Source organism: Sarcina sp. DSM 11001 (assembly GCF_900101015.1).
GTDB lineage: Bacteria > Bacillota > Clostridia > Lachnospirales > Lachnospiraceae > CAG-791.
The window spans coordinates 1-25,096 of record NZ_FNFZ01000018.1 but is presented as its reverse complement, the minus strand read 5'-3'; the positions used below and the strand labels follow the sequence as shown (position 1 = coordinate 25,096).

The following is a 25,096-nucleotide window of genomic DNA, read 5'->3' as shown; positions in this document are numbered from 1 at the left end:
TTTCGTCCGCGATCGGATCTTCCACTGCCGCAGTTTCGTCCGCGATTGGATCTTCCGCTGCCACAGTTTCATCCGCGATCGGATCTTCCGCTGCCGCAGTTTCGTCCGCGATCAGATCTTCCGCTGCTGCAGGCGCATCAAAAGTTGTTTCTTCGCCGCCCGCTGCAGGATCTTCTGTTATCTCAAATTCTTCCGCGGCCTCAAAAGCGTCCGTCTCTTCACCGGCGCTCTCCTTTTCCTCAACCTCACTGATTCCGGCTTCCGGCAGAAGGATGCCATCGCCGGAAAACGGATCACTGTCCTGCCCGGCGGGATCTTTGGTCCGGATCACCCGGGCCTCTTCCCCCGGTTCTGCCGAAAATGCCGTGAGGGGCATAGCGGAAAGGATAATAAGTACCGCGAAAATAATGGCATGAATTCGCATATATTTTTTTCGCATGATTGTCCTCCGAAAAACAATTCGGGTAACTGTTATGTTATGTACAGCTGTACATGAGCATAAGTTCAGAACCCGGATAAACGATTTTTCATCAGCGTCAGCTGGAAATACGAAAAAAGATTCTGTGCGGTATGAATCAGTATGACCGGTCATTTTGTAACAAGTATAGTACAGGACGCTTTCGTTCCACTTCCGTCCTTGGCTGTGGCTGTTATTGTTACTGTTCCTGCCTTTATGCCTCGGACAAGGCCATAGGCGTCGACCGTTGCAATTTTTTTGTCGCTGGTTGTCCATTCCACCCTCTTGTCATATGCATTCCCAGGAGAGACTGTAACTATAATTTTCTCTGTATCTTTTATTTTCAGCTGTCGCTTTGGCGCTTTGAGCATGATTTTTGTCACCATTCTTATGACCGCCACTTTGCAGGTGGCTTTCTTTCCGCTCCCGTCCCTGGCTGTTGCCGTGATCGTCGCTGTACCATACTTAATACCCTTGACTTTGCCATCGGATGTGACGGTCGCAACTGATTTGTTGCTGGTCGTCCATTCCACATCCTTATTATTTGCGTTTGCGGGTTTGACAGTGGCTTTCAGAGTGGACTTTTTGCCGATCTTGAGCTTTAAATCCGTCTTGTCCAGTGTCAGGCTGGTCACCGGCTGCTTGACGGTCACTTTGCAGGTGGCCTTCTTTCCGCTCCCGTCCCTGGCTGTGGCTGTGATCGTCGCTGTACCTTTCTTAATAGCCTTGACTTTGCCATCGGATGTGACGGTCGCAACTGATTTGTTGCTGGTCGTCCATTTCACATTTTTGTTGTTTGCGTTAGAGGGACCGACGGTGGCGGTCAGCGTCGCTGTCTTTTTGGCATCGATTGTCAGTGTGGTCTTGTTCAGTTTCACGCTGGTCACGGGCTGTTTGACGGTCACGGTGCAGGCGGCCTTCTTTCCGCTTCCGTCCGCGGCTGTGGCTGTGATCGTCGCTGTACCTTTCTTGACCCCTTTGACTGCTCCCGTAGAGGAAACGGTCGCAACGGAACTGTTGCTGGTCGTCCATTTCACTTTCTTGTTGTCTGCGTTAGAGGGACCGACAGTGGCGGTCAGCGTCGCTGTCGCTCCTCTATTGACCGTCAGAGATGTCTTATTCAGCGTCAGGCTTGTCACAGGCTGCCTGACAGTGATTTTGCATTCCGCAAATACCCCGCTGCCATCATTGGCAGCAGCTTTAATGACTGCTGTTCCCTTTGCAGCCGCAGTTACCTTTCCGTTATTATTAACAGCTGCCACACCCGGATTGCCGCTCTTCCAGGTGAACGAACGATCATAGGCATCTTCAGGCAGTACTGTGGCTGACAGAGCAGCAGTCTTTCCTACAGACATCGTCAGTTCATGATGATTGAGAGAAATGTTCTCTACCTTCTTTTTATCCTTCCAGAAGGCATACAGTGTGATATCGTTCTCAGGCACAAAAGAATATGCATCATTGATCAAAGTGCCGTCCTGCGTCTTCCATCCCGCAAAATACCTGTCAGCCGTTGTCAGCGGTTCAGAATTAAATTGAACAGCCAGGCCTTTTTCTACATCCAGGGAAATCTGTGTCTCACCCCCGGGAAATGTTCCGCCATTGGCATCAAAGATGACTGTCCAGGTAGTATCCACCGGATCCTGCGGCTCTGTACCGCCCGTTCCTGCAGAATCCGGGACCAGATCCAACAGCTCAGTCTCCGTAATCTGGCCGGGATCCTCCACGCCAGCTTCTGCTGACGCTCCTGAAGGTATACCCGCCCCGCTTCTACGGACAGCAAAAACAGGCAGTTGTAAAGAACCTGCGATCATAATCACTGCCAGAAGCAGAGCAAGCCTGCTTTTCACTTTTCTCATATCCGTCCTCCTTCCAGATTTGCGGCTGCTTGTTTTCCGTCTCAATCATATTTATATATCCCGCCTGCGATTCCTTAAAACTATTATAGTGCCTTCATTGCTCTTTAAGTATAATATTTTGAAAATTAAATCACAAAAAACCGTATATTCATTTAAAGTGAACGTCAATGATCACTTGGCGTTCACCAACGCGGTAAAACGAGCGTCAAATCAGGAAAATTTCGCGCTGAAGCCTGGAAATGGGTACAAAGAACCATACGTATCTGCAGTTTTTCTTTAAAAATCGCCAATACATCTCTTTTGAAAGCGTAATCTTCTATGGTACCAGGTACCATAAATGAGCTCAAACCGGGTCATCTTATCCTCTTCGGAGTTGTCGGACTTGTCCGCGTAGTCCTTCTGTATAAGCGCCTGTATGTCGTCGCGTTTCATCCTGGGCAATGATTTGACGGCGTGGTAGCAAATGCCGACAGCCCTGCCCTTCTGCAGCTCGCTCTTGATCATCTCCGTCGCGGCTTCGCGGTAGACATACTCGTCGCTTCCCCAATACGCCGGCGAGGGCAAAACATTGGCATCTTTGAGTTCATAGCTCTGCGTGAAGCGCAGCTCTTCCGGCTTATGGTACCAGGTACCATAAACGATCATCGATATTAAAGATTCCGATGATACCATATATAAGAATTATACCGGCAGATCCAATAAGATCGTCCTTCGTAATTTAGCGTTATTGAGAGATTATGCCCCCGCTCACAAGATATGGATTCGTATTCCTTATATTCCGCGGTATAACAATGACAAGGATGTCCTCAGAACGAAAAAGCGGCTTGAAGATATGGGCTTTTCTCATTTGGAAGAATTTTACCTCATTTCCATCCAGAAACGCATCGTGCAAATCAGGGATTCTTTCAAGGCGGACAACTACAAAGCGGTCAAGTACCTTCAGAAGATCTTTGTCGGCGTCCCCCTGATAACTCATTTGTCATCATAGTGCCCACCGCATTGAATAATGGTTATTTTGTTTTCATCCGCACTGAAAATTATCCTGTTTTTCTTATCAATCCGGATACTGGCAAATCCACTGAAATCGCCTTTCAGCATTTCTGCTTTGCCATAGGAGCACTTATAACCATTTCGCATGATGTCTTTCAACAATTTGTTGACCTTTTTCAGAGTTGCCTTTTCCGTCTGCAAGCTTTCATACTCTTTCCAGGCCTCTGACTGCCATAAAAGATTTCGCATAATCAAGCCTCAATAATGCCGTGCGCAGTAACATTTCCCTCTGCGACATCGTCGATGCGGCGCTTTAATTCCGCAGCCTCCGCAGGCGTAAACCCGTTCGCATCACGCATAGAGAACGTCATGGACTGAGAGCGAACCGCCTGCCTCACAAGTGCCAGAGTGGCAGCAGACATTGAGAGGCCAAATGCTTCACAAAGTGCACTATAACTCTCTCGGGTTTTTCTATCCATCTTAAATGTGAAGTTTGTCATTTCTTCTGTAGTTGAGATCATCGTAATCATCTCCTTTCTGCTCTTAATATGCCAGATGGTTTTTGCTTTGTCAAGTGCTTTTCATGTGCTATAGCACGTGAATAAGAGCTAATGGTACTAGGTGCTAACGTGGTAAAACGAGTTTATGGTCCCATGTACCAAGGTTCGAAAAGAATCAGGTCAGGAAGAATCGAAGCAGCGTATAGGCTGTTGGTTACTGACTAATCCTGCTATCGCTATTTCAAATTTTTCCGTATAGCTGCGTCAGACCCTTCCGGGAACAGCTCTCTTGCCCTTGTGAAGATGCGCTCTGCGGAAAGCTCCGGCTCTTCTTTATAAGCGCTTGTTACATGCGCATAGCCCCATAGCTCCTCCGGCTTCTGGTAGTAGGAGACTGCCATGCCGTAGCTCTGGCCGCGTTTGTTCCTGCGCCGTTCGAACTTGCGGATAATGAGATAGGTCTGCATCTGGAGCTGCGTGATGCAGCCATCAAAATTCTTATAGCCCTCTTTGCCGAATCCCGCCTTGGGCTTCAGTTCAAAGCCGGGAAACATGCCGCCATCCTCAAAGACATCCATGATCGCCTTGTAGCGGCGCTGGACCAGTTCGTCATCCCATGCCGCGTCAAAGTCATATCCGTCCCGGCGGGCATTTGCAAAGCAGGGGAACCATTCCCGGGAAATGAATCCGGTCTTGTTATTAAGGTATAAAACCCACATAAGGCCTATAGTCTAGTGTGACGGCACACTAGATAAATCTGACGCCTTGAAACTCATTTCTCACCTGCTCTGCAAGCTGAGCTTCCTCGATGCCGCAGGAAAAGACTCCTTTTCTATAAACGACCTTTCCGTCGACGATTGTAGTATCAATATTCTCAGCAGAGGACGAGTACACAATTGTCGCCATGGGATCATGCATGGGTATAGATCTCACCCGGTCGGGATTGAACAAAACAAGATCAGCTCTTTTTCCCACCTCAAGGGATCCGAGCTTATCCTCCATACCCAAAGCTTTTGCCCCGCCAACTGTCGCCATCCGCATGACATTTTCTGCGCTCATTGCGGTCGGATCACAGTTGGCGCCTTTGTGTATAAGAGCTGCGAGCCTTATGGTATCAAGCATATCTGTAGTGTTGTTACTCGCCGCGCCGTCAGTTCCCAGAGATATATTGACACGAGCCTGAAGGCAGGCGTGGATGGGAGCGATCCCAGAGCCCAGATAGAGGTTGGCCGCAGGATTATGGCTTACCGAGACCCCCTTCCCGGCAAGAATTTCAATTTCACACGGGGTGAGGTGTACACAATGGACTGCCAGAAACTGATTCGTCAGAAAGCCAATCTCATCAAGAAGTTCCACAATTCCGGTACCGTAGTGACGCCGGCACATATCGTCATCTTCCGGCGTTTCTTTGAGGTGCATGGTATAGCGCACGTGCCGGTCAAGGCAGTACTCCAGGATCGCTTCGTAACCCCTCTTTGTCGTCGCCCATGTCACATCCGGTCCCGTCCAGATCGAGAGCATATCACCTGTAAGGGGAAGGTATTTTCTCCTCAGGCGTTCCACCTCTTTGATCGCCGTCTCGACCGGTTCAATATAACAGGAAGGAGTGTTGTACTCCTCTCCATAGTCCTGGAATGTGCGCATCAGAACACTGCGGATCCCCGACGACTGCATCGTCTCTATACATACATCAGCAAGTTCCGGATCCTGGTTGGTGTAAAAAAACTCACACAAGGTGGTACACCCGCTCTTGAGGGCCTCAAGACAGGCAATGCGCGCGGCAAGCTCCTGCTGGCGCCTGGCCACGCGAACCCCGAAGGGCTGGACAGAGCTGTTGAGCCAGCCGATGAGCGGCAGATCTGCGCCGAGTCCTTTTAGCAGTGACTGAAAACAATGCACATGCGTGTTAATGAATCCCGGAAAAGCTACCATTCCCTGTGCATTTATATACTCATCGGCCGGATAAGAGACTCCCTTGCGATCTTCCTCAAGGAGCGTTATGACTCCGTTTTTAATACCGATAATACCGTCCCGGATGACGGTATTATCGGCATCCATCGTGAGCAATGTCGCATGGTCAATGACAAGGTCGTATACCTTCATACAGCAACTCCTTTTTGCAGCAATGCCAAAGCCGCATAGTGCAGAACATCAAATCTCTCAGGGTTTTTTCTCTGCTCCCACCCGTTCTCTTCTCATTTCCGTTCCTTTCACAGCTTCACAACCACCTGCACCTCCCGGTCAATCATTTTCCGGAAGGTATCCGCATCCTGCGGCTTGCCTACGATGCTTCCATAGTGTGTCGGTATTGCCGCCTTCGGTTTTATTTTGTTGACTATCCCCGTTGCTTCCCAGGCGTTCATTGTAAACTTGCCTCCGATTGGAACCAGCGCGACATCGCATCTGATCTCCTGCTGCTCTTTTACCGCATCCGTGTCGCCCGCGATGTAATAAACCCTTCCATCCATTTCCAGCAAATATCCCAACCATCCGTTACGCTTTGGATGAAAGGGTTTCAGCTTGTTATAGGCAGGTATTGCTGTGATGATGAGACCTGCGGTCTCCACGCTTTCCCCCGGCACCAGAAGATGCAGCTTTCCCTTCCAGGCAAGTTTGCCCAGCTCCTTTGCCATGCTCGCCGGGGCCGCCAGTTCTGTGTCCTGATTGCAGACTTTGAGAATGGACTTATGATCAAAAGTTTCTATCCTTACTTAACTTCCAGGATTACGTAGCCGCATTCAGGGCAGATCGCCGCCTCACCTTCCGCGGTTTGGACTTTTCGGCTGAAGTCGTGGAGCGCCTCCACTTCTGAGCGAGGGTAGGAGTATCCCTTGATGGGCAGGTTGTCGTAGGCGATATTTTCGCAGCCCTCGAGGGTGGCGAGCTTAGCGACCTCATTGCTCCAGTCGATCCAGCGTCCGCCGACGAAGCTCACATAGCTCTCGCCCGGGGCGACCCGGCCCTCGCAGTATTCTCTGGCCCTGACGCCAAATTCTTTTTCAATCTTTTCCGTGCCCTTCTTTCCGAGGCTGGAGGTGTTTACGAGCACGTATTTTCTGCCCTCCTCCGTGGCGACGCGCTGCAAGACGACAATGCTGATCACAGCCCCCTTCGGCACCGACAGGTTATTGGGCAGCGTCATTCTGTGGTAGCCCGCGTATTTGAATGTGCCGCTGACAGTTTCGAGGAGAATGCCGTCTGTCGGTATTTTGGCATCATTGCCCAGAAGATAGACCTCTGCTGTCACTTCCGTGTCCAGCATTCCGGTCATGGCCGACACATACTGCAAAATACTGTCCGTCTCCACTTCATAGACGCCCGCCTCGTAAACCGGCTCGTCGTAAAGCGTACTGCTGATGAGTTCATTCGGCATCAGATCGTGCTCCAGGATCTCCAGCTCTTCGGGCTCATTGTCCTCGGGCTTCACGTATTCAAAAGATTGCGGGTTCGACAGCGTCTGGTCGTAATATGAGATGTAGAAGTAACCATCCATTCCCCAGTTGCTGCCCCAGCTGTTTTTGACGATCCAGGCACCGGGCGCGGGCGGCTGCTGCCCCTCCGTGAAGTAAGAAACGGGAATCGTGTCGTCCCATCCGACGATCGTCACGGTATGGTTAGGCCACTCCGACTGGCTTGTATAGTGCGCCGTGACTGCTGTCCCGTCCTCCGCCTCGAACTCGTTCAGGTATCCCTTCTCGTAGGCGGCCTTGAAAGCAGCTTCATAGCTCTCGATATATTCGATCGGGCTGCCGAACCTCGTGGTCTTCACCAGAAGATTGAGCTGCTCGCGCGTCATCCCCTTCAGGTCGTAGGTTCCGTCCTCCACGTCGCTCAGCCTGCACGCGACTTCCGCGATGTGCATGACCTCCTCGTCCGTCATTCCGGCGGGATCCCGGAGCCTGTACATGAGCTCAAATCGGGTCATCTTATCCCCCTCGGAGATGTCGGTCTTGTCCGCGTAGTCCTTCTGTATAAGCGCCTGTATGTCGTCGCGGTTCATCCTGGGCATTGATTTGACGGCATAATAACAGATGCCGACGGCCCTGCCCTTCTGCAGCTCGCTCTTGATCATCTCCGTCGCGGCTTCGCGGTAGACATACTCGTCGCTCCCCCAATACGCCGGCGCAGGCAGAACATTGGCCTCCTTGAGTTCATAACTCTGCGTAAAGCGCAGTTCCTCAGGCAGGCTCCAGTCGCCACTGGCGTCCAGTCCGCCCTCGCTGTCCGTGTAGGGCGCGATGGATTCGTCGACGACTCCGACTCCGGAGGTCAGCATGGATGTGGCCAGGGAAAAAGTCCCTCCGAAGTTGTACCGGCTCATCGCTTCCTCGTCGACCGGGTGGGAACCTTCTCCGGCCTGCTCGGGTTCATAGGGGTACTGCCCCTCCGGGTAGGCGTCGGCATCGGGAAGCGCCGTTTTGGAAAACCACGCAAGGTGCTTTTCCGACAGATCCATGGGGGCGCCATATTTTGACTCGTATTCTTCCGCGGTCAGCCCAAGCGTGTTCAGAAGGCTGGTCTCGCTGGCGGCCATTGTTCCAAAGCTCCAGCAGCTACTCCAGGGCGCCTGGCTCTTGACAGGTGTGACGGTGCCTCGAATTCTGAGGTCAAGTTTGGCAGGGAAGATGTCTGCCTCGGACTTCCACGCGAAGTCGTCGTAAATGTTGGTGATATAGTTGCCGGAATACACAAGGCGCTCGGAATCCTCGGCCAGCGTGGTCTCCAGTTCATTGAGATTTTGCTTCTCCCGGTCCGAGTAGTTTTCTTCAGAAATCGGGGTTTTGGTGTCAGGATTCCGGTCCCGGTACGGGCTTGCGGTTTCGGCCTGCTGTCCGGTGTCCTGCCGTCCGACGTCCTGCTGTCCGGGGTCCTGCTGTCCGGCGTCCTGCTGTCCGGAGGCCTGCTGTCCGGGGTCCTGCTGTCCGGCGTCCTGCTGCCCGGAGGCCTGCTCCTGCTCGCTTGCGGTCACTCCTGCGCCGGAAGTCGCGCTTCCTGTACTTCCCCCGCATCCTGCCAGGAACATGGAAATTGCGAGTAAAACCGCGGTCGTCTTTGTGTATCCCATTTTGTTCCTCTCTTAACACCTTTCACTCGATATCATCGAGGGTGTCTTCCATGATGTCAATGGCATCATCCAGTGCTTCCAGTGCCTCACCAAGTGCACCTGCATCAGGAAACTCCGCCTCCATATGAAGTGTTATTTTCCCAAGTTTATTCTTTGCAGATCTGACAATATCAATCACTTCCTGCAGCTCTTTTTGATAATCCGCAGGGGACTTTTTATGTTTTGAAGCTTCGGATGGTTTTTCCCCGAATTTAATGATTTCAGCGGACATACAATTCCTCTCTGTCAGGATTTATGATCCTGACCTGATCCGGCCCTTTCATTTCAATCGGTAATTTCTCCTCAATGCCCTTATTCCCAGATATCCACATCACCCTTCTCTTCTCCTCGTGTCCACCAAAGCTTGTTCTGGTCGACACGAACAAAGACTGCGTCGGCGTCATCCGGTACCTTATCTGCGATCTCTTCCACAGTGATGTTGCCACCAAGCGGGGACTGGATAATAATAGCGAGATTAGCGATTTTTGCTTTTTTCGCTGTCCTTTTCACTGTGTTCACAGCTTTATCAGCCGCTTTCTTCATTTCCCGTCCGGCTTTGCGAGCTGCCTTCTTTACTTCTATTTCTGTGGGCACTGTGGCTTCACGGGCTGATTCAATCTTATCTTTTGCTTCTTCTACCTTTTCTGCTGCGGCTTTTTTTACCTCTTCGATCTTACTCACAACGTCAGTTTCAACATTCGCCTCACCTGTATCGGCAGAAATCAATCCTGCTTCCTTCGCCCACTTTCTCACTGTCTGCCAGGGGATTCCTACAGACTTTGCGGCTTTAGAAATGCCGAGGTCAGGGATTTTGTTCAATACTTCCTGAATCTGTTCTTCTGAATAAGTTTTCGTGTTCTTTGCCATGATTGACCTCCTTGTATGATTGATGCTTGTAACTGTTCAATTTGTCTTATTGAGTCAGCGTATACATTATCCATCCCGAGATTTTCTGTTTCTGCTTTGCTTCAGCTGTTTATATCTCTTGTTCGTCTGCAGCAGATGCCCGTCCACTATTCTGTGCCTGCTCATTATTTCCTTTTCCCGGTACTTCGGTGCGGATGAAAACATATTCATTGTCGGAAGAGCGTTCCTGATCGTAATGATATCCACTCCAGTTAAAGGCTTTAATCTGCTCCGGAGTTTCAGCATGGATTCCTGCCATGAAGCGCACCATTTCGCCCCTGGCCATCTTTGCGTAGACACCCTTCTGGACAATCTTATCGTCTTCCATCTCTCCAAAAGTGCAGGTAATGTATCGGTCATCCGGCTGCAGATATTTCTCAATACACCTGGAATACTCCTTCGAGGCCAGATTGACGATGATTCTGCTGTCATCAGCCACTTCCCGGTACAGGCTGTCGCCCCAGAAATCATACAGATTTTTGAAACCGGAAACGGCAGCCTTCGCCTGCATCTCCAGACGATACGGCACAACGCCATCCATCGGTTTTACCACACCGTAAAACCCGGAAAGAATCCGCAGATGATTCTGTACATAATCGTACTGGCCATCCTCAAAGACAGCCGGCGCCATATAAGTGTACTGAATGCCATCATATGACAGCAGGGCCGGTGTGAGATTCTGCCGAAGATCCATATTTTCAAATCGCTCGGCATTCTGCCTGGCGATCTTGTCGCTGCAGGCCCAGAGTTTTTTCTGCTCCTCATAGGACAGCCTCTGAATCCATTGCATCAGGATTTCTGTCTTTTCCATAAAGACCGGAAGCGTGCTGCAGGTAAAGGTATCTGTATCCACCCGCATCTGCTTTGCCGGAGAGATGATAATCCTCAATCCAGTTCTCCTAACATCTGTTCCGGATTATCGGCAGCCTTGATTTTATCAAAAGCCTTTATGATAATCCCGTTCTCATCAATCAGATATGTCATCGTTCAACATCTATACTAATCTTATCGGAATTCTTCTTCTCCTTCCAGAGTTTTACTGAGGTCGGTACGAATGACTTCTCTTTTATTGAACACATCTTTGTTTTATTAAAAAATCCTTAGATATATGGTCAAGTTTCTATCTTAGAAAAAGTGCTTTAAGGATATCACCCACGTTTAAATTCGTCTTTTTCCCGGTCACGAAGTTTGGGATTTTCTTTATGATCACATCCTCCTCTGCTGTTATTCATTTTGTATCTGCAAAGGTATAGGCGTTTTTTATCCATGAAAGCAGTTCTTCATCCATCTCCTCCGTCGTGCTGACTACAAAATGATGCGTCCATCTTCCAGGTTATGGCTCTGTCTTTACTGCGACTCGTTCCGAATCCAAAGGAGCAGGTAGTCCGAGTGTAATCACCATGTATCTCATCGGCAGTTCGGCTTTTCTTTTCACTCGCGCAAAGGAGACGCAAGCAAAAACATGACGGTTGGAAAAAGTGATCTGCGTCTTCTGCACCCGTTTGTTCACCACGGGGAAAGAATCAATGAGAAGCTCCTCAAAAGCCTGGTACAGTGGAAGTACATCCATATGCTGGTCAAAAAACATCAGAGTATCCGCATCAAGTTCCCGCATCCTGTCTCTCCTTTTTTCAATCACCATGTGCCATAGTATCCCCCTCATGCCCGATTCAGTTCACCCCGTATAGGCATCTTCGGCTGTGTGGTTTCTGAAGTATGACCATTTCCTCGGCGTATTGATTTCGCTTTCCACTACTGGCTTATATTCATATCTGATGGAATCGCGGTCGATAATCACTTTGTCACTATAAGCCACTTATCAAAGCAATTTGTTTTCTATGCAGTATTCCTGAATCCTTCGGTTTCGCTTATCCAAAAAGATATGTTCCTTAACCAGGAAGTTCAAATACTCTTCCACAGTATCCGGTAAACCGCTTTTCTCAAACGATGCGTCTCCCATCCATATATTGACTGAAGAATAATCCTCCGAAACACAGTCCTGAAGGAAAAAGAAATCCACATATCCTTTAAAGTCCACAAACAAATCATAGAAGGACTTGTCGGTTTCAATCACTTTTGAAAGCGGACTCTCCTCTCCGGCATAATGCCTGCGGATGCACTCAAGGGTTAGATCCCATCGGTCAGAGATCCTGATATTTGTTCCCCTTCTCTGGTTCATGCTGTTGGCATGCACTGGAAAAATGATCATGCTTCCAATCATATATGACCTGTGCAGCAGATGCTGATAGTATTCCTCAAAATCCTCAACCTGTTCATATACCCGGTCCATGATCTTCCTGTTCTTGGAATGACTCATTTCAACAATGATCGTATCGCTTGTGAAATAAAAGTCTCTCCAGTTCAGGACATAAGGAGCATTTTTTGATTGAAGCTCCATCACCTGACCGTTGGGGAGTTCTTTGCTCCACAGGGCTCTGTGATATGCATTTAATGTCGGGCTATAGGTATCAGGATCCCTGCCCTTTGAATCCAATCTGAAATCGAAAGATATGTCAATCATGTCGTAAAGTCCTGGCTTCAATAAAACAATATTTGTTTTTCGGACGCACATATTTCTACATATAATCGTTTGTTTTTATGTTTTTCTTATTCAATAGGCTTTTCTGTAAACCGTAGTAGGGTCATACATAAAACATCGATAAAATCAGTTTCTTCATATACTCTTCTATTTCAGAAAGCTGCTTGTCATCAAAGACATCCTCGTCCATCAAGAACCTGATTAGTTCTTTATTACTCTTAACATGAGATAATGCAAGTACTGTACGGATCTCATCATTGACATCTTTTACTTCCTGATCCAGTATTTCCGTTGACAGGAAAGCTTGTATTTTTACATAATTCAGGTAGCGTTTATCTTCTTCAGACGCATTAAGAGTCTCTTCATCTTGTGACTCAGTCACGTCTATAATTTCGTCTGACGAAACAACATTAGCTGCTTCCGTCTTTTTTCCCTGAATGATAGTTGTTTCAGATGCCGCTGCAGTATCGGAAGCAGCTTTTTCTAAAGTACCTTGTTTCTCTTCACCAGAATCTTTCTCCTCAGTATGGATATCCTGTATTGAATCAGCTGTATTAAGCTGTTCGTATTGTTCTGTTTTGTCTTGTCCGGTTGCAGAAGCGGTCTGCTCTGAAACACTTCCAGCCTGATTTGTTTGGCCATCACTGCTTTGAATGAAATCTGTCGTAGTTGAAGACACATGTGCGACAGTGGGAACAGCTTTTTCTACTTCTTCGTTGGATTGAGCCGTCAGAGCCTCGTTCTTCGTATCTTCTGAAGCAAGAAGTTTTTCTGCTTCTTTCTCCTTCTTAATACACTCTGGGCAGGTATTCGGCGATGGGGTCCCGGTCTGCTCTGAATAATCCTGCTCTCTCAAAGTAATACCAAATAGTTCACCGCATTTTATACATTTTGACTGCCTGGAAACTTCTTCCCCACAAGTATTGCAGTACGAAGGAATATATCCATCCACAATATACTTATCGTATGTTCGTTTTCTGATTTTTCTTATTCTGCCACATTTTTTACAGTTTTCTATGGATATTCTATATTCTTCTTTTCTTCCAAACGCTCGGAATAAAGACTCATATTTCTCAAGTATATTTTTGTTGAGAATCGAAAATTCCACCTTGTCGATTTGCTCGAGGTGATTATTTACAAAGTCTCCCACAGTATACAATGCAATATAAGCGGCTTTGCCCGCCGGAAATCTTTTGAATCCTGTAGAAAGGGATGGAATCGCAATAGTCCTGATTCCGTTTTGCATAGCACACTGCATTACATTCCTGTATGCCTCTGCGAGAAGTTCTTCTGATTCCTTTTCGTTTTCAGGATTCCATTTAGGGCTATTCACGTGAATCACATATTTAGCAGGGAGTTTATAGCCTTTGGTAAGACAGGTTTTGCAAGCCCCCAGTGTAGGAATAATCTTGATTTCGTCAACGTATTCTTTTCCGGCCGCCTTGCAGATTGCAGTCTGCAATACTCCACTGTAGGAATAGGAAGAATAAGGAGTGACAATTGCTCCTCCCTTAAATTCAGTGATATCAGAAGCGCCTATTCTAAATCTCTGTCTCAGTGCTTCGCGTCTTTCTTCTGCCTTTTTATCACGCTTGATTTTTACTTTGCCAATTGTGATGTTTGAAGAAGCGAGCGCGGCAGCATGTGCTTTTTCCGGGGTTGCCTGTTTTTCGTCTTTCTTTTGAGGTTCAGGTTCTGAAACAGCTATAACAGGATCGAGGCTCTCGTCGTAGACTACTGTCAGTTCAGAAAGAGCCCTTGTAAAGGCGATGTAGCGCTCATTATCTGTCATGCTGTTCGGCACAACAAAAACACGGTCAAATTCAACGCCTTTGACCTCGTCTACATAAACTACTGCGATTGTTCCGTTGGCGATAGTATCTCCCAAAATTTCCTGTATTACAGGTGGAATCTGATCCTTGTCTATATACTCCTTCTTTTTCACAGTCCTGGGGAGTATCACTGCGATTCTCTCGTCTGTGGCTTTTATATTCGCAAGTACACTTTCCAGCTTGACACGGGCAATTTCCTTAACACTGTGCCCGTCCACACCCGTCAACGATACGCTCATCTTGAAGGTTTCATTGCAGAACTGCGTAATCTGATTTGTGTTTCGATAGTTTTCATTCAGGGCGAAATGCTTTGCGGACTCTATGGTTTTCCCAATCAAAGACCAGTCAGTTATTCCTCTCCCATATTTCAGAAGCTGATTTGTATCACCATAAATATTAAAAATCGGATTTCCTTCATTGATTTCCTTTATCAGCCGGTATTCTCCCGGAGTAAGATCCTGACCTTCGTCAATAGAGATAAGTCTGTTCTCTCCTGTTTTTCTTTTGAAAAACTCCATTGCGAAGATCAATTGGAGATAAAGATCATATCTATGGGTTCCTCTTACATTCTGAATGTATCTTCTGCCCGTCCTGGCAAAAAGGATATCGTCGGCCCTGGCAGAAGCAATATCATAAATATCCTGATAAATGCGTTTTGGAGAAAGCTCATCAGCCTTTTCTGATAAAGCCTTTACACGCTCCAGCAGATCCTGATAAACTCTTGCTCCAGCCGCTGCCTTAATTTTCTCCTGCAGTTCCTGCAATTTTTCGGGATATTGGTCTGCCTCTTCTTTGTATAAATCAAGACGTTCCTGTTGTTTTCGTATAGCTGCTTTACTTCCAAGGACATCTGAAGAATAAGTGGCTGCACTGTCAAAAAATCTCATTAAGTCGTCGAAATCCATTGCGAACACTTTAGTCCTGAGCAGACTATTAAGATTTTCAATATCAACCAGTAATCCAGCCTCTTCATCCTTTAGCTGATCGATTTCTTTCTGCAGCTGACTCAGTTTCAGTCCTTTGCGATAGACCAGAACAGTGTCATTTATTTTCTTATATTCCTTTTCTTTTTCAGAAACTGCCTTCTCCAGACTGTTTATTTTTTCTTTCTTTCCCGATACCAGGTCTGAAAGGATTTTTGAAACTCTGGCAGTCTCTGCGTTTATTATTTCTTTAAGTCCTGATTCAGCACTTTCAAGAAGCTCCTGTGCATTTTTTTGTTTGCCAAGATAATATTCATGTTCTTTCACACACTTGGCATATTCTTCATCAGGAGCCTTGCATAATCCGGATATAGTAGCTAATTCAAGTCTCAGCCACCCGACAAGAGCATTGTCCTCCAGTTTATTTTCATCTGCCGCTTCTCTCCCTAAAATCCGTGAAGCTTCCTTAACAAGGCCAAACATTTCCCTGATCCCGGCAATTCTCTGCTGATAGGCCTCTTCCATAAGCAATCTGAACTCATCAGAATACATGTAATCAACGTATGTCTGATTGACGTTCATCTCATCAGATATGGGATTTTTCAGTTTGAATGAAATGTCATATTTCTGAATGAGATTATAGTAATAATCCTCTACGGAATATCGATCTATATATCCGAGCTGAAGGCTGGATGCCAGACCCGCTATATGTGTATTAAAGTTCCCGTTAGGCGTCAGAATAACAACATTGTAATCATTAAAATCAGGATTGTTGTATTTTAAGGTTGATAATCTGCGGAGCAGAACCATTGTCTTTCCGGATCCTGCACATCCCTGGACTATCAGGTTCTCCCGGATAGGTACATCAACGATGGCATTCTGATTATCCTGAATAGTCGAGATAATATCGATCAGCTGATGTTGTTTCTTTCTCTGATTGAGTACATTAATCAGGAAAGCATCTGTGATTCCGCTCTTGAAGATAACATCATCATCCGACTGTTCAGTAAATCTATATAATATCTCTTTATCTATATCGAAAGATCTGCGGCGTTTTACCTTTCTCTGCACTCCTCCCATTATCAGATCCAGAGTTCGATAGTTTACCATTTTCCGCCCCAGATCACTGTTATAGGAGATAACATGTTTATTCCCGTCCAGTTCAATATCTTCAATGCCAAGATAGAAAATCTCTGTCTGATCATTAAATGTCAGGTCCGTACGATATTCATACGGTCTTGGTTTGAACCCACTCAGCCTGTCTATTTCCTTATACAAAGGCTCACACTGATATTTCGCGTAAATCAGCGATCCGTCATCATAGTCACCTACGGCATATTTTGCCACATAACCGGGACTGTGCTGAATATCATCTATTTTTTTATCCAGCGTTCCTTCGAGTTCGTTCAGGTGATCTCTTTCGCGGTCAAATGTCTTTCCGGAAGTAATATAATTATAGGTTCCGGTTTCATCAATGAGTGTAAGGACAGGCCGTCCGTTTTCTGCAAGAAGAGCAAAATCCTCTTTTGCAATATAGTACTTTTCGCATTCTTCGCAATAGCCGACCAATACTACATAGTACTTTATGCCCTCCTTTTTTTCCTGGACCTTGATCAGCGCTAATGTGTCCTCAGCTTCGTGATCTTCTTCTATACACGAACGAGTGTAGTTAACAACAAAAGTATCCGGCTCAAATGTCTGTGTCCAAAGCTCCTTTGCCTCATCATCTCCAAAGTCAAAAACATCACGTACACCATTCGCAATAATATAATCAGGATGAATATCGAGGTTAGCTGCGGATACTTTGGGTTTGGCAGCCGGACGGAGCGGGCGGAACTCAATCGGAGGAAGACCTATCTCGCTACAGTCCATTTCCAGCTTCTGAGCAAGAGAATTCCTCATAATGAGTTTATGGCACTCTTTACAGTAATGAGCCTGAAATACAACAGATCTGTCTCTGTATGTCTCCTGATAAGTATCTTCAACAAGTGTCTGATCCGGGTGGATAGGGCAGGTCGTCTGTCCATCGACCCAGGTGTCCGGAACATAAATCGGAGTGTCATTCTGAAAGGGCTGGGGAGTAGTATTTTCTTTCCACTCGGCAAGTGTATCCTCCAAGGTCTGAATCCACGTAGGAATACTATATTCATCCAGCTTCCGGATAAGATCATCTACTCCGTCCCGCTCTATGAAGAAGTCCATACATTCAGGGCATAACATTCCCTTAATACCATATGTACCCCCAGTGCTTTTCTTGATCTTAAGCTGCTTTTCAAGGAGCTCAATACGGTGAATAGGGCATCTTTTTGTTTTGTCAGGGATTATTTTGCAGACTACTACCGATGTCTCAATTTCTTTTTGCTGCCAGGCTCGAATCGAGATATCCTCCCAAGCCTCCAGCACAGGAGAATATTCAGCTTCATCTTCCGGATCTACCTCATCATCTGAGGTATCGTCATCTTCTTCATTGATTGGAGTCTCTTCGTTTTGGAATGCGTCTTCAGCTGCAGTCCTCTGATTCTCCTCAACCTCATCCTGGCCTTCTTTGCCTACAATAATATCCTCAGAATTCAGTGAACCCTCTTCTGTCACGGCATCTCCAGATTCAGAAAATGGCCTGATATCATCAACAGGCTCATCGCTGTCAACCGCAGGATCTTCCCCATTTGCTTTTTCTATAGCCTGAACAAGATCAGGTCTGACATCCCTGATTTCTGCCTGTAATTCTTCTGTAAGGTTCTGATAGTATGTAATAAAAGAATCCGGAATATCATCAATATTTATATTTGTAATTGAAGCAATCGTATAGTAATTAAAAGCCATAATCCTCTAACTATCCCGTTATTTTATCCTGTTATTTTGAGAACACTTCCATGGCAGTCTTCAATGCCAGAAAATGTTTAGGTGTATAATGAATGGTTTCCTGCTTGTCCTGGAGTGAAATTTGAATATCGATTGTTTCTTCTGATCCGGCTTCTACGACCTTTTCTTCTACCTGATCATAAAATCTTGAAATGTCCTTGACTCCATATTGATATTTTGCTGCGCAGTTTGGACACAAACACAGAGAATTCCAGCCGGTGTCCAAAGCACCCTTATACTGGTCAGCCAGCTCTGAAGTCTTCATTACATTGATTGCCTGGAAATGATGTTCGCCATCATATTTCAGGATGGTGGTTTTGCAAATCTGGCAATAGCCGTTATACTGCATTTTAAGAAATGCTTTTTCTTCACCGGAAAGGCGATCCTGATAGGTATAACGCAGGGATGTCTTGCTGACTATATTCCTGAAATCCATTGATTTCACGAATTCGTCTTCCAGTTTTTTCTGTCTGCGCTCGGGATTTGTCACAGCTTCCGGATCGTCCGACTGTCCGGGAGCTGCACCCTTTGCCTTCTTCTTTGCCGCTTCTTCAAGTATTTCCTTGGGCGATTTATTCTTCTTATCCTTGTTTTTTAAATCCTTGATTTTCAGATTCTTCCATGCTTTTGAAAACTTATCTCTGCTCTCCTGATCAGTAAGCAGTTCTTTTATCATTTCTTTCTGCGTATCATCCTCAATGCCTGCAAGAATTGCTTCAATTGCCTGGTTTTCTTCCACAAAAGGAAGAATATCCATAAGCCTCCTAGCATTTTTTTCATAAAGACCGTTGACATCTCTCCTGCGTATTTCGGAAACAGATTTCTTTACCCCGTCCTTTGTGTAGATCCAGGGTACAAAAGACAATAGGATACCCAATGCAGAATAAATCTGCATGGAGTCCACATTTGCACCGGTAAAGTTCTGATCCATTGCACCGACAATTTCCCCATGAATCTCGAAACGATTTACGAACCTGCTTAGGAATCCCGCAATACCCAACGATTTTTTTAAATCGATTTGATTCATTACTTCCGGGAAGCCTTCGAAAAGCACATTCCAACGCAAGCCCTCCTGATAGGTCTTTTTAAAGATTTTCTGTCGAATGTCTTCTTTCTCTTTCCCTCCGATATATTTCTTGACCAGATCCAGATATTCATTCTGAGTGCAGGCTTTCTGTTGCAGAGTGTCCGGACATCCTATATCAACAAAAAACTTTTCATCTAGTTTCGGATCGTATTTATAATTCAGGGTAATAAAACGCAGTGTACTGATGCCCTGGAGCAGCCGATATTCTGGCTTTTGTTTGCCGAAATCGGAAGGAATATGCAGTTCTTCAGGCTTGAACCATTGTTTGCCGTCTGTCACAACATAATAATCGCGAATGCTCCCCTTAATATCCGGTGACATTTGGATTGCGTCTTTGATTATCTTTAAATCCGAGATATTTTCTTTCAAATCCTTTGCAGAGACTTCAATACTTTCTCTTTCAGCATACTTAGGCAGTATGTCATCCAGTACGATTGTGACAAGGTTATATTCCTGGACATTCAGATTAACGGTGTAAAAGGTCTTTATTACACTGTTGTGTATGAATGCATTCTCTATTTTATTAGGCCATATCTTCGGATTGTTGATATATACCGTCGGTGCTCCCTGGTCATAAGCACAGACCTGACTGCCATCCGAAAGCCGTATAAACGGAATATGACTTACGTCAATACCATGACTTCCCAGGTTTTCCGTACGCGATACCGCAAAAGATCTGATAGCCAGAAACAGCCTTTCAAACCACTTTATATCTTTTTGTTTCAGGAAAGTAGCATCTATTCTGGTGATGACATCTTTCCAGGTATAGGTCTTGAAATTAAAGTTTTTTTTCAAGAATTCCCGGAACTGCTGGCAGTTATCCTTGGAAATTTCTTTCGCAATCCAGAAAATCTTATGACTGACAAAAAGTCTCTGAATATCATCATCGTCAAAATTATCTACGATGGACATATTATCCGGTAGCAGAATCTCGCTCCGGCTCTTGAAAACACCTGCTTTGTTGGTCGGAATCAGCTTTTCTCCCGCAGCAATAATCCGAATTGAATTCTCATAAATCTGATAAAAAATTGAATCTTCCGGATATTGATAAATAGGATATGTAGCATTCAGTCCGGCAAGAGACAGATATCCATTGTCTCTCATCCAGCAGAAAGCCATTTGCAGCCCTGCACATATATTGCCGATAAAGACTTTGTTTCTTTCGCTGTCCTCTACTATATTATCCCGGGCAGGTGTGGTCTCAAAGGGGGCATGAATATAAAACGACTGGTGCGACTCTTTGTCTGTCGGGAAAAAGGTGAAAATGCTCGTGTTCGGAACAGGAACCAGTTCTTTTCCATCGACCTTGAAGGCAATGCAGACAGCCTCTTCCTCGCAATCAGTAAACAGCAGGTAATCCTCTTCCCGCTGTCTGCGATTTTTTTCATAGAGAATGCTGACATCCAGCACGCAGCCCCCGGTGCCCTTTCGCTCTCTGTCCTCCTTTGAAATATGGATTACATCGTTGCTCCCGTTCAGTAATATTTTTAGATCAGAGATATTATTCAGGAATAAAAGGGTATCGGAACGTATCTGTTCACGTAAAGCCCTGTGAATTTCCCAAAAAGCTTTCTGAGGCTCAATCTCTCCGTTATTAAAAGGGATTTCTATCCGCGTCCAATCATGGTCCAGATCTATATGATGGATTTCATAAGGATAAATGAAATCACGTATTTCAAACGCATAATCCCCGGAATAGATCTTAGGAGTGGAAGCATAAGCATATACTGATTTGAAGCCGATACCAAATCTGCCGATACTGCCAGCGCCGCCAGCCCCTTTTGTACTTTTGGCTACTTTAGTGATGCTGACGACATCGTCTTTTGAGAACAAAATACCGTTGTGTTCGATAATCAGCATGTCTTTTTCAAGGATGAGTCTAACACTTGTAGCCTTGGCATCCTCTGCATTCTGCAGCAGTTCGAACAAAAAGTGAGTCCTGTCCTTATACTGCTTGACCAGAATCCAGATCCAGTCTTTAAACTGAGTACCGTACTCCTCAACTTTCTTGCTGCGTATTTCTTCGTAGGATATCTTTTCCTGCGGCATGTTTTCTCTACTCCCTATACATGGTTGTTATATTAATTCAGAATCGCTTATCTTCCCACGTGGTTTATAGGCCAGGATTCAAAAAGCAATTTTACTTATCAGCTCATTCAATTCCGTTTTCCAGTCATCGTTATTCAAAAAACGGCTCCAGATTCTGAAAAATCTTCTCAGCTTCTTCCTCTGTATATCCCAGATTTTCAATCATGATTTCGAAAGCACCATCAACATTCGGACCGGACTCCCCGGTCAGTAAGTCAAATACCCCGGCTTGGCTTATTTTTACAAGCTGGTCTATTTCTCTACTGAACTTTGGAGCTATTTCATTAAGCATACTTATCATTTTTTCAGGCTGCAGGAGGATTGTGCGTCCATATTCCTTATTAATAAATGAAACCGCCTCCCGGAAAGTGTTAAAAGACTCTTTCTTCTGAATCACCTTTTTATCAAAGCCGCTTTTGTCATCTATTTTTTTACTGTCCCCCTTCAAAGCAGGACTGTTATCCGGTTCCACAATAAGCAGGCCGTAGGCAAGCGTTTCCGGCAGAATATCCGCTTTTTTAATCGCTTGCTCCAGTTCTTCCATGTGGCGTTCGTAGTCAGCGACAGCATTACGGATTTCTCCCTCTTTCATTCTCCTGATCCGGGAATTCATCGCTTTTTCAAGCTGCTCCTCCAATTGTGCCATACGCGCGTTGTGACTTGTTGTGAGGCTTCCCGTTTTGTATTGAATGAGTTCTCTGGTTCTTTGTCTGTGGTTCACAAGTTCCTCTTCCCACAAACTGTGATGGAGCATTTCAACATCATCCCAGTTTTCGGGATCTTTCCCGATTTCGATATCAAGATTTTCACTCTTTTTTAGAAGATTCAAAATCGAATTATTCAACTCAGGATAAGAGCTGATCGGCTTGAGTTGAAGATCTTCTCGATCACCCGACATTTTCCATTGAAAGACAGCAAACGGGTATTCACCTGATTGAAACTCATTGGTCTTCGCTCTGAATACCGTGACGGTCTTATTCTCACTCTCAAGGAAAGCAGCGGCCTGTTTTACAAGCGGATGAGACATTGATATTAGTTCTACGTCCTTCTCGTTTTTAACGCTGTTTCCGTCAAAAGTAATACGAATGTGAAGGTCGCCTTGTTTTAATAATTTGACCCATGCCCTGTTTTCTTTGCCTTTGGGGATTTTATATTTTGAATTATCCTCCAGAAGAGCGCTTCTTGACTCTCTCGAGACGCGCAGAGTTTTGATGGCTTTTTCTCCGAGAATATACTCTTTTTCAGGTTCCAGTCTTAATTTTAAATAGGTATGAACCATATTGCAGAGATTTTCAGGAGACAGCCAATAGTTAGTCGCATTCTCCAATTCCTTTGAAAAAGATGTATCCGGTACTTTAATTCCAAATAAATCTCTCTGTTTATCCTCCAGCAGGAGCTGTTCCTGAAGCAGCCTTATCTTATTGTCTGTCAGCTGCTGAAGCTTCTCTTTTCTCTCTTCCTCTGTCATATGGAAATTCTCAACAATAGATCTGATCTCCGAAGACAAAGATCCAAGAATCTCTTCACAATCACCGATAGACTGACGAAAAACTCCGATTCGGTTCAGGCATCTTTCATAAATATCAAAGTCCACCGTTCCCGGAGTCACCATATTAAAGATAGAGACACTCTCGCTTCTCTGTCCGTTTCTGTCGATACGCCCGATTCTCTGTTCCACCCTCATGGGATTCCAGGGAAGGTCATAATTTATCATACAGTCACAGAACTGATAGTCCAGACCTTCACAGCCTACTTCCGAGAAGAGTAAAATATCCAGAGCTTCTTCCTTCTCCGGTTTTGACTCAAATCTGTCTCTTAGCTGGCGACGTTCATCATCCGGTACTTCTCCGTGTATCATACCGACACGGAATCCTTTTTCTGTCAGCTTACGGTATAAATAACGCAGCGTGTGTTTAAAGCTGCTGAAGATCATGACCCTTTTATTGGGCTGTTTTTGCTTGTCTTCGACAATCTGAATCAACCGGTTCAGCTTGGGATCATTGGCAGGGAGATTCCGCGCGAGAACAATAATATCCTGAATACGGTGTTCGATCGATCTGCCTTCAGTTTCCCCCTTGAGCATTGCACCATTCATATACTCATCGTCCACAAGTTCCTCAATGTGCCGATAAAGAATATCTTCCAGCATAGGTACAAGCCCAAAAAGGCAGGATGCAACCTGACGGCGTATCGTCGTCATCATGAACTTTGTGTTTTCCGTGCAGTGAATTGTAGAAAGAATCTCATGTATGACATTCAAAATACTGTCATGAAGAACTTTCTGCTCGGCAGTAAAAGGAACTTCCACTGTCGTCGCCTTGCGGAGGGTAAACTGGCCAATATCCCGTCTTCTTGTACGGCTGATGATATTGGAAAATGTATGTAGGCCTTCAATATCGGAAATAAGACGTACTCTTTCTTCCGGAGAGATATTTCCTTTTTGCAGGGTTTTAATCGCCTGAAGTGCCGCAGGATTTTTAGATATGACCATTCGTCCCCATGACGTATTAATACAGGCCGCTTTCAGTTCATCAAGTGCTTCAGACTGCCAGTTTTCCTTCTGAGCTCGCACAAGTGCGGCTGCATGATTAATGTAGGCATTCGGCTCAGCCATGTTATGGAAGGTATCCTTATCAATAAATAAATCAGGTCTGAGAAGATTGAGCATGACAAACAGCTCATCATATTCCAGCTGAACAGGTGTAGCCGTCAGGAAAATAACCGCCTCCGCGTTATCGCAGAACTGCTTTACTGCCTGATATGCATAGGTAGCAGTATTCCGGATATGATGCGCCTCATCTACGATAACCAGATCAAATTTCGGAGGCGGATCCAGCTGTAAAAGCCCCAGGTGAGCTTTTTTCCCTGCTTTTCCACCCACAACATTGGCCTCATCAAACAGCGAATAAGGAAGAACAGCCTTTTTGTATTTATCAGGCCACTCTCCCTCATAATCCATCTCTTTAATACAATAGCGGAAGCGTTCACCGTTCAGATAATCGAATTCCTCGTCAAAACGTTCCATTTCCGATTCCCACTTCTGCTCAGTGACAAGGGGACGCGGGCAAATGACCAGAACTGATTCCAGATTGCGTCTTGCCTTCATTTCACGCAGAATCAAGCCTGCTTCAATCGTTTTACCAACTCCGACACCATCCGCAATCAGGAGGCGGGGGCGGTCGGATTTGATAAACTTCAGAACAGGTCTGAACTGATGAGGAATGAAGTCGATTCTTGCCGAATTCAGAGAATAGAGGCTGGATAAAGAAGGATTCCGAATTAAAGATGCTGTCAGGCCTGCATTGAAACGGGCAGAATCCACTTGTTCCAATGTGCTCTTAATTTCTTTAGAAACCAGCTGAGATTCATAATAAGTCTGAATCCCCATGGTCCCTGTAAAGACCTGATATCGAATTTCTCCGCTGCCTTCAAAAACTTTAATTACGGCGCCTTCGATTGAATTATCGGACTTTAATCTTACAACATCACCTTGCGCAAACCTGGCCATTTTTTTGATCCTTTACGTGATTGTATTTTTCCGGATTACTCTGCCTCTTATCAGATTCTATCCTGCAATGATTTTACCAAAAAACTGTCTTTTATCTTATTTTATTTATGTGCGATTCCAAAACGCATCTTTAGCCTGAATAATTCACCGATTATTCGGTAATCGCGGGAAACCCGCTTCGGTACTACATTTACAACTACATATTGTGTTCACCTTCCGAGTGAAAGCATTGAACTGCTTGGTACTGCCTGTTTTCAGAGTTCTTAACATACAAAAAGGATCTCAGCTATGTTAAGATTAAGGTGTCGAATCAAAATCAAACATAAAGGAGAGATCCCTATGTCTATTGTAAATGACACCTCTTTCAGTTTCAATAAGCAATTCAAATTTAACTTCAATGGCGGCGAACTTTCTTCCGATGGAGGCCTGTTTCTCCTTAAGGAG

General features: G+C 45.6%; 17 protein-coding genes and 1 pseudogene. All 18 read right to left on the bottom strand.

The window, feature by feature from the left end; translation table 11 throughout:
• On the bottom strand, positions 1-439 hold a 439-nt coding region (locus BLT02_RS17190; RefSeq protein WP_207649402.1), incomplete at its 3' end, for a hypothetical protein.
• Positions 440-588: 149 nt separating this feature from the next.
• Positions 589-2,313 carry an Ig-like domain-containing protein gene (locus BLT02_RS10515; RefSeq protein ID WP_092994900.1) on the bottom strand — a complete coding sequence of 575 codons (1,725 nt, stop codon included), beginning with the start codon at positions 2,311-2,313 and terminating at the stop codon, positions 589-591.
• A gap of 276 nt (positions 2,314-2,589) precedes the next feature.
• Positions 2,590-2,958 (bottom strand): hypothetical protein, encoded by a 369-nt coding sequence (locus tag BLT02_RS10510; protein WP_092994897.1) that lies wholly within the window; start codon positions 2,956-2,958, stop codon positions 2,590-2,592.
• Positions 2,959-3,285: 327 nt separating this feature from the next.
• On the bottom strand, positions 3,286-3,552 hold the full coding sequence (locus BLT02_RS10500; RefSeq protein WP_092994892.1) for a Txe/YoeB family addiction module toxin: 267 nt from the start codon (positions 3,550-3,552) through the stop codon (positions 3,286-3,288).
• Between the two features lie 2 nt (positions 3,553-3,554).
• Positions 3,555-3,824 carry a damage-inducible protein J gene (locus BLT02_RS10495; RefSeq protein ID WP_242869772.1) on the bottom strand — a complete coding sequence of 90 codons (270 nt, stop codon included), beginning with the start codon at positions 3,822-3,824 and terminating at the stop codon, positions 3,555-3,557.
• 215 nt (positions 3,825-4,039) lie between these two features.
• Positions 4,040-4,522 carry an AlkZ-related protein gene (locus BLT02_RS10490; protein WP_092994889.1) on the bottom strand — a complete coding sequence of 161 codons (483 nt, stop codon included), beginning with the start codon at positions 4,520-4,522 and terminating at the stop codon, positions 4,040-4,042.
• Positions 4,523-4,550: 28 nt separating this feature from the next.
• A complete protein-coding gene (locus BLT02_RS10485) occupies positions 4,551-5,906 on the bottom strand; it encodes an amidohydrolase family protein (protein WP_092994886.1) in 1,356 nt (451 codons plus the stop codon).
• A 107-nt stretch (positions 5,907-6,013) separates the two neighbouring features.
• Positions 6,014-6,454, bottom strand: coding sequence for an MBL fold metallo-hydrolase (locus BLT02_RS10480; protein ID WP_278277407.1), 441 nt, complete (start codon positions 6,452-6,454; stop codon positions 6,014-6,016).
• A 56-nt stretch (positions 6,455-6,510) separates the two neighbouring features.
• The gene (locus tag BLT02_RS10475) at positions 6,511-8,868 is read right to left on the bottom strand and encodes a C1 family peptidase (protein WP_139187557.1); all 2,358 of its coding nucleotides are present in this window, start codon (positions 8,866-8,868) and stop codon (positions 6,511-6,513) included.
• 22 nt (positions 8,869-8,890) lie between these two features.
• A complete protein-coding gene (locus BLT02_RS10470) occupies positions 8,891-9,139 on the bottom strand; it encodes a plant Invertase/pectin methylesterase inhibitor family protein (protein WP_092994880.1) in 249 nt (82 codons plus the stop codon).
• A gap of 80 nt (positions 9,140-9,219) precedes the next feature.
• A complete protein-coding gene (locus BLT02_RS10465) occupies positions 9,220-9,774 on the bottom strand; it encodes a hypothetical protein (protein ID WP_092994877.1) in 555 nt (184 codons plus the stop codon).
• Between the two features lie 109 nt (positions 9,775-9,883).
• On the bottom strand, positions 9,884-10,702 hold the full coding sequence (yaaA, locus tag BLT02_RS10460; protein WP_092994874.1) for a peroxide stress protein YaaA: 819 nt from the start codon (positions 10,700-10,702) through the stop codon (positions 9,884-9,886).
• Positions 10,699-10,847, bottom strand: a pseudogene (locus tag BLT02_RS17895) (peroxiredoxin); the annotation flags it as partial. The pseudogene BLT02_RS17895 and the gene yaaA, both read right to left, overlap by 4 nt.
• 299 nt (positions 10,848-11,146) lie before the next feature.
• A complete protein-coding gene (locus tag BLT02_RS10450) occupies positions 11,147-11,428 on the bottom strand; it encodes a DUF5655 domain-containing protein (RefSeq protein WP_139187555.1) in 282 nt (93 codons plus the stop codon).
• A 204-nt stretch (positions 11,429-11,632) separates the two neighbouring features.
• Entirely contained in the window at positions 11,633-12,334 is a 702-nt protein-coding gene (locus tag BLT02_RS10445; RefSeq protein WP_092994868.1) for a DUF6994 family protein, read from the bottom strand.
• Positions 12,335-12,455: 121 nt separating this feature from the next.
• Complete coding sequence (locus tag BLT02_RS10440) at positions 12,456-17,930, bottom strand: macro domain-containing protein (RefSeq protein WP_092994865.1); 5,475 nt, start codon at positions 17,928-17,930, stop codon at positions 12,456-12,458.
• 31 nt (positions 17,931-17,961) lie between these two features.
• Positions 17,962-21,105 (bottom strand): sacsin N-terminal ATP-binding-like domain-containing protein, encoded by a 3,144-nt coding sequence (locus BLT02_RS10435; RefSeq protein ID WP_092994862.1) that lies wholly within the window; start codon positions 21,103-21,105, stop codon positions 17,962-17,964.
• A 130-nt stretch (positions 21,106-21,235) separates the two neighbouring features.
• Positions 21,236-24,652: a DEAD/DEAH box helicase gene (locus BLT02_RS10430; protein WP_092994859.1), complete on the bottom strand. Its 3,417-nt coding sequence runs from the start codon at positions 24,650-24,652 to the stop codon at positions 21,236-21,238.
• Positions 24,653-25,096: the final 444 nt, after the last annotated feature.

Coding starts and splice junctions, on each gene's coding strand:
- BLT02_RS10515 (WP_092994900.1), bottom strand. CDS start 2,313: ATGAGAAAAGTGAAAAGCAGGCTTGCTCTGCTTCTGGCAGTGATTATG.
- BLT02_RS10510 (WP_092994897.1), bottom strand. CDS start 2,958: ATGATCGTTTATGGTACCTGGTACCATAAGCCGGAAGAGCTGCGCTTC.
- BLT02_RS10500 (WP_092994892.1), bottom strand. CDS start 3,552: ATGCGAAATCTTTTATGGCAGTCAGAGGCCTGGAAAGAGTATGAAAGC.
- BLT02_RS10495 (WP_242869772.1), bottom strand. CDS start 3,824: ATGATCTCAACTACAGAAGAAATGACAAACTTCACATTTAAGATGGAT.
- BLT02_RS10490 (WP_092994889.1), bottom strand. CDS start 4,522: ATGTGGGTTTTATACCTTAATAACAAGACCGGATTCATTTCCCGGGAA.
- BLT02_RS10485 (WP_092994886.1), bottom strand. CDS start 5,906: ATGAAGGTATACGACCTTGTCATTGACCATGCGACATTGCTCACGATG.
- BLT02_RS10475 (WP_139187557.1), bottom strand. CDS start 8,868: ATGGGATACACAAAGACGACCGCGGTTTTACTCGCAATTTCCATGTTC.
- BLT02_RS10470 (WP_092994880.1), bottom strand. CDS start 9,139: ATGTCCGCTGAAATCATTAAATTCGGGGAAAAACCATCCGAAGCTTCA.
- BLT02_RS10465 (WP_092994877.1), bottom strand. CDS start 9,774: ATGGCAAAGAACACGAAAACTTATTCAGAAGAACAGATTCAGGAAGTA.
- BLT02_RS10450 (WP_139187555.1), bottom strand. CDS start 11,428: ATGCGGGAACTTGATGCGGATACTCTGATGTTTTTTGACCAGCATATG.
- BLT02_RS10445 (WP_092994868.1), bottom strand. CDS start 12,334: ATGATTGACATATCTTTCGATTTCAGATTGGATTCAAAGGGCAGGGAT.
- BLT02_RS10440 (WP_092994865.1), bottom strand. CDS start 17,930: ATGGCTTTTAATTACTATACGATTGCTTCAATTACAAATATAAATATT.
- BLT02_RS10435 (WP_092994862.1), bottom strand. CDS start 21,105: ATGCCGCAGGAAAAGATATCCTACGAAGAAATACGCAGCAAGAAAGTT.
- BLT02_RS10430 (WP_092994859.1), bottom strand. CDS start 24,652: ATGGCCAGGTTTGCGCAAGGTGATGTTGTAAGATTAAAGTCCGATAAT.